General features: G+C 44.4%; 6 protein-coding genes. 2 read left to right on the top strand and 4 right to left on the bottom strand.

The annotated features are described in order from the left end of the window. A partial coding sequence (locus HRU21_08380) for a hypothetical protein (GenBank protein NRA42305.1) occupies positions 1–699 on the top strand: 699 nt, incomplete at its 5' end. Positions 700–912: 213 nt separating this feature from the next. Here the strand turns inward: HRU21_08380 and HRU21_08375 are convergent. Genes HRU21_08375 through sdhC form a run of 4 tightly spaced genes read right to left on the bottom strand, consistent with a single transcriptional unit; the run spans position 913 to position 4,141 of the window. Further along, positions 913–1,617, bottom strand: coding sequence for a succinate dehydrogenase iron-sulfur subunit (locus tag HRU21_08375; GenBank protein NRA42304.1), 705 nt, complete (start codon positions 1,615–1,617; stop codon positions 913–915). A gap of 14 nt (positions 1,618–1,631) precedes the next feature. Continuing rightward, positions 1,632–3,404, bottom strand: a complete 1,773-nt coding sequence (locus HRU21_08370) for a succinate dehydrogenase flavoprotein subunit (GenBank protein NRA42303.1) — start codon at positions 3,402–3,404, stop codon at positions 1,632–1,634. Beyond that, a complete protein-coding gene (sdhD, locus tag HRU21_08365) occupies positions 3,405–3,770 on the bottom strand; it encodes a succinate dehydrogenase, hydrophobic membrane anchor protein (protein ID NRA42302.1) in 366 nt (121 codons plus the stop codon). After that, a complete protein-coding gene (sdhC, locus tag HRU21_08360; GenBank protein NRA42301.1) occupies positions 3,764–4,141 on the bottom strand; it encodes a succinate dehydrogenase, cytochrome b556 subunit in 378 nt (125 codons plus the stop codon). The genes sdhD and sdhC overlap by 7 nt, the downstream gene beginning before the upstream one ends. Before the next feature lie 582 nt (positions 4,142–4,723). Between sdhC and gltA the strand changes: the two genes are divergently transcribed. Then, a partial coding sequence (gene gltA / locus HRU21_08355; protein ID NRA42300.1) for a citrate (Si)-synthase occupies positions 4,724–5,928 on the top strand: 1,205 nt, incomplete at its 3' end.

Here is a 5,928-nt window from a genome sequence, read left to right as displayed (position 1 = left end):
GTGCTAAGCCAAAAAACCAACTTTGGCGAAATCCTGTTGCTTGACCAAAAAGGCCAGGTAAACGCCACCTTTTTACGTAATAATTGTCTGCATATTTTCATGCTACCGTCACTAATAGCCGCCTACCTTGTAAGACAAAAGCAGGCTCACCGCAAAGCCTTATTTAATTTCTGCTGGCGACTGCTCCCGTTTATTCAATCAGAATTATTTGTCGATATCAGCCACCAACAGCTTCAAGCACAGCTAAATCAATTACTGAATACCATGCTGACTGAAGGCTTGCTGCATCAAGACGGTGAGTTGATTATTGCGCAGCAACCTGAGACCGAACAGTTCTTTCAACTGCAATTGCTGGCTGGTTCAAGTAAGGCAGCAACCGAACGATTTTTTATTACTGCACAATGCCTTTTACACGCTGACGATTGGCATTATGACCAGCAGAGCTTAGAAAAAGACTGCATTGAATTAGCCAAGCAGCTAACGTTTATTCACCAATTTCATGCCCCTGACTTTTTTGATAAAAACTTATTCAATACATTTATCGCTCAACTCTGCGAAACCGGAGTTGTACAGCAAAATGCTGAAGGACTTTTGGCTGCGAGCAGACGTTTACGCCTATCGACAGCGCTAGCATCAAAGGTTTTAAGTGAATCAGCGCAACACAGCATTATGCAGCTTAGCTTCCAACATCACCAATAGCGCGCCTGTTAATCTTGGCAATAAAAAACCCCAAACAATTCAATTGCTTGGGGTTCTAATTTTGCCGAGCTGGGTCGATTGTTAGGATAGTGAGTAAGAAAAAGTTCTCCTTACTCACATACGCTTAAGCTTTCAAATTTTTAGCTTACAAACATCTAACCAATTGCAAATGCAATGTTTAGCAGTAGCCGTTTAATAATATCCGCAGCAGCTTTAAGACGCAGCGCGCAATAACATATTGCGGATATGGCCAATCGCCTTAGTAGGATTTAAACCTTTCGGGCAAACATTGACGCAGTTTTGAATACCGTGGCAGCGAAATACGCTGAACGGATCATCTAAAGCAGCCAAGCGCTGTTCTGTTGCAGTATCGCGGCTATCGATCAAAAAACGATAAGCTTGCAATAAACCTGATGGCCCAATAAAGCGGTCTGGGTTCCACCAGAAAGATGGGCAAGAGGTTGAACAACAAGCACAAAGAATGCACTCATACAAACCATCCAAATGTGCACGATCTTCAGGCGACTGCAGGCGTTCAATCGCAGGCGCTGGCTCATCGTTAATAAGGTAAGGTTTAATTTTTTCGTACTGCTTGTAAAACAAGCTCATATCGATCACTAAGTCGCGAATAACTGGTAAACCTGGTAGTGGGCGAACCACTAGATCACCGTTACCACAGGCTTCGGAAATTGGGGTAATACAGGCCAGGCCATTTTTACCATTGATATTCATGCCGTCAGATCCACATACGCCCTCACGACATGAACGACGAATACCTAACGTAGAGTCTTGTTCTTTAATAAGCTCCAATACATCCAAAACCATCAAGTCTTTACCTTGGGTATCAACTTGATAATCCTGCATATAGGGTTCTTGATCGGTTTCAGGGTTATAACGATAAACACTTACTTTTAACATAGATGGCAACCTCCCTAATAGGTACGAATCTTAGGTTCGAATGTATCAACCGTTTTTGGTTCGAAGTTAACGTCACGCTTGCTAACAGATTTATCCACTGGGAAATACAGCGAATGGCATAGCCAATTTTCGTCATCACGATCTTGGAAATCTTCCCGTGCGTGAGCACCACGTGACTCTCTGCGTTCTTCGGCTGCAATTGCAGTAGCTTCAGCAACTTCAAATAAGTTTTGCAACTCTAAAGCTTCGATACGTGCAGTGTTGAATGCACCTGACTTGTCTTCGAGTTGAATATTTTCAATTCGAGTGCGCAATTTCGCGAGTTCAGCAATACCCTCTTGCATGGTATCGCCACGACGGAAAACACCAAATCGAAGCTGCATAATGTTCTGCAATTCTTTTCGCAGGTCTGCAACTTTTTCACCCGAAGTTGAAGCGTTTAGCTTGTTTAAACGCTGCATCGATGCTTCGATGTTCGCATCTGAAGCATCATCGTGATCAATGCCTTCACGTAAGGCTTTTTCAATATATAAACCCGCTGCTCGACCAAATACAACGAGGTCTAACAGAGAGTTACCACCTAGGCGGTTGGCACCGTGCACAGATACACAGGCAACTTCACCACAGGCGAATAAGCCTTCGATCACCTGATCATTACCTTCAGCATCCTGTGTTAATGCCTGACCGTGAATATTGGTAGGTACACCACCCATCATGTAATGACAGGTCGGCACTACCGGAATTGGCACTTTAACTGGGTCAGCGTGGGCAAAGGTACGTGATAATTCACAAATGCCAGGAAGGCGGCTCTCTAAAACGTCTTCACCCAGATGGTCAAGTTTAAGATGCACATGATCACCGTCAGGGCCACAGCCACGACCTTCAAGAATCTCCATCACCATTGAGCGAGCAACAACATCACGACCAGCAAGGTCTTTAGCATTAGGTGCATAGCGCTCCATAAAACGCTCGCCATCTTTATTAATCAGGTAGCCACCTTCACCACGACAACCTTCTGTTACCAAAACTCCGGCACCAGCAATACCGGTTGGGTGGAACTGCCACATTTCAATATCTTGGACCGGGAAGCCGGCTCGCAAGACCATACCAATACCGTCACCGGTGTTGATATGAGCATTGGTAGTTGAAGCATAAATACGTCCAGCGCCGCCGGTAGCTAATACGGTAGCTTTCGATTTAACGTAAACGACTTCGCCGGTTTCCATTTCGATGGCGATAACGCCAACGATAGCACCCGCATCGTTTTTCACTAAATCAACCGCATACCATTCATTGAGGAATACGGTGTTATTTTTTAAGTTGCCTTGATACAGAGTGTGCAAAAGAGCATGACCAGTACGGTCAGCCGCAGCACAGGTCCGAGCCGCTTGACCGCCTTCACCAAAGTTCTTCGACTGCCCACCAAATGGACGCTGATAAATACGACCCTCTTCGGTGCGAGAAAAAGGAAGACCCATATGGTCAAGTTCAAAAACTGCCTGAGGACCGACAGAACACATATACTCAATGGCGTCTTGGTCGCCGATGTAATCAGAGCCCTTAACGGTGTCATACATGTGCCAACGCCAATCATCATTCGGATCGGCTGAAGCAATCGCACAGGTAATACCACCTTGTGCTGATACCGTATGAGAACGGGTAGGAAAAACTTTTGAAATAACCGCAGTTTTGTAACCGGATTGAGCTAGTTGAAGACCGGCACGCATACCTGCGCCGCCACCACCAACGATTACACCATCAAACGTTATAGTACGAATTGTCATCAATTAACTCCAAAGAATCTGGAAACCCCAAATGAGGTAGTAAAACAGTACAAGTGAATAAGCAGCTTGAAAGCCAAGGCGGATAAAGGTTGCTTTCGCGCCCATCATGCGAGAAGTCATATAATCCGTAGACACTGCCCATAAGCCAATCCATGCGTGGACGACAATGGCGAGGATAGTCAAAGATGTAAATGCCTTCACTGGCGTGCTATCAAATAAAGCTTTCCACTGATCATACGTCACATCAGCGTTAAGGATTAAATAACCTGCAATGAAAATTAAGTAAGAAACCAAGATGATTGCAGTCGTGCGCTGCATTAACCAATCGGACACTCCAGAGCGACCAAAACTTGTGACTTGCGTTACCATACCCAAACACCTGCTAATAACATTAATACAATCGCAACCACGAGTGTGATTTGCGCGCCTTTCTTACCGCCTTCAAGCGTTTCACCAATACCCAGATCCATAACCAGATGTTTTACACCAGCCGTAGCGTGATAAATAAAACCACATAGCACTAGCCAAACCACTAATCTCAACAGCACGCTGTTGGCCAATAAGCTTTGAGTCGCCGCAAAACTCTCGGCTGATGCCAATGAGCCATCAAGCAACCACAGTAAAATTGCTACGCCGGCAAAAATCGCGACGCCTGAAATTCGGTGTAGGATTGAAACATAAGATGTTATGGGCAGCTGAATGGTCCCAATATCGAGGTTGACAGGTCTGTTATCTTTCACGGCCTTATTTCTCGCTCTGAGTTTGGTTTCTTTATCAGCAACAACGTCATTGTTAGCCTAACGTTAGCTTGACAAAGAGTGAATGAAAATGGCGACCAGCAACAGCGCAAACAATACAATGAAGCTAAATCGTCATGACTAAATTAGCGCGGCATTATAGGGCGATTGTGGCCAAAACACAAACTCAGCTGACGCAATTTTCCCAACCTAATCAACAGCATAGAGCGAATTAAATGAGAATCAATTGCATTTAAAGCAGGCTTTTGCGTATCGCATCTGGTGCAGTTTTGACGAATTGCACAGCAATGGCGCAGATAACCCTGAAATGCATAAATTATAGCCAACAAACACTTACAAATGATTTATCAAGTAAGAGTTTCGATTGACATCAAGCGCTGAATAATTATAGTAGTCTCCTCACAAAATTTGACCTAAAAGAACATAACTTCGGCACCGTTTGCGTCAGTTTCATGAATTTTCGTTTAATATGCTAATTTCTAGCTTTTTTTCGATTATCCGTCACAAACACCCTTCATGCTGCCGATACTACTATTATTAGTACTCATATTCAGGAGTTGGTAAATGAGCGATATTAAAGCCACATTAACTATTGATGGCCAGGACCCTATCGAACTAAAAGTTTATAACGGTACCGTTGGACCAGACGTTGTTGATGTTTCACCATTAACGGCTAAAGGTTTGTTTACCTACGATCCAGGCTTTGTCTCTACCGCTTCTTGCGAATCTCAAATTACCTATATCGACGGTAACGCAGGCGTTTTGTTGCATCGCGGCTATCCAATTGATCAACTCGCTGAGAAAGCCGACTATCTAGAAGTTTGTTACTTGCTTTTGAACGGTGAATTACCGACTCAAGCTGAAAAAGATGAGTTTGATAACACCGTTCGCTATCACACTATGGTGCATGACCAAATCAACAAGATGTTTAATGGCTTTCGTCGTGACGCACACCCAATGGCTATCATGTGTGGTGTCGTTGGAGCATTGTCAGCGTTCTATCATGACTCTCTTGATATCACCAATGAACAGCATCGCAAGGTTGCCGCCTTTCGCTTGATCGCCAAGATTCCTACCTTGGCAGCCATGAGCTATAAGTATTCTATTGGCCAACCGTTTGTTTATCCTGATAACAGCCGTGACTACGCAGAAAACTTTTTACACATGATGTTTGGCAACCCATGTGAGCCATCGAAAATTAGCCCAACTATTGCTCGCGCGATGGATCGTATCTTTACTTTGCATGCTGATCACGAGCAAAATGCTTCAACCTCTACGGTTCGCCTTGCTGGCTCTACTGGCGCCAACCCATTTGCCTGTATCGCCTCAGGCATCGCAGCACTATGGGGACCGTCTCATGGCGGCGCTAACGAAGCTGTACTGGATATGTTAGAAGAGATTGGCGATGAGTCTCGAATTGACGAATTTGTTGCTAAAGCAAAAGATAAAAATGATCCTTTCCGCCTAATGGGCTTTGGCCATCGTGTTTATAAAAACTTTGACCCACGGGCTAAAGTAATGAAACAAACGGCTGATGAGGTATTGGCTGAACTTGGCATTACCGATGATCCGCTATTAAAAATTGCTAAGCGCCTTGAGCAAATTGCGCTGGAAGATGAGTACTTTATTGAGAAGAAACTTTACCCTAACGTAGACTTTTACTCAGGCATTATTTTAAAAGCGATCGGCATTCCAACCTCTATGTTTACCGTTATCTTTGCGGTTGGCCGCACGGTTGGCTGGGTTGCTCACTGGAACGAAATGATTGC

The sequence above is a fragment of the Pseudomonadales bacterium genome (assembly GCA_013215025.1).
Lineage (GTDB): Bacteria > Pseudomonadota > Gammaproteobacteria > Pseudomonadales > DT-91 > DT-91.
Note: the sequence above shows the minus strand (reverse complement) of the source record. Positions and strands in the feature narration are given on the sequence as shown.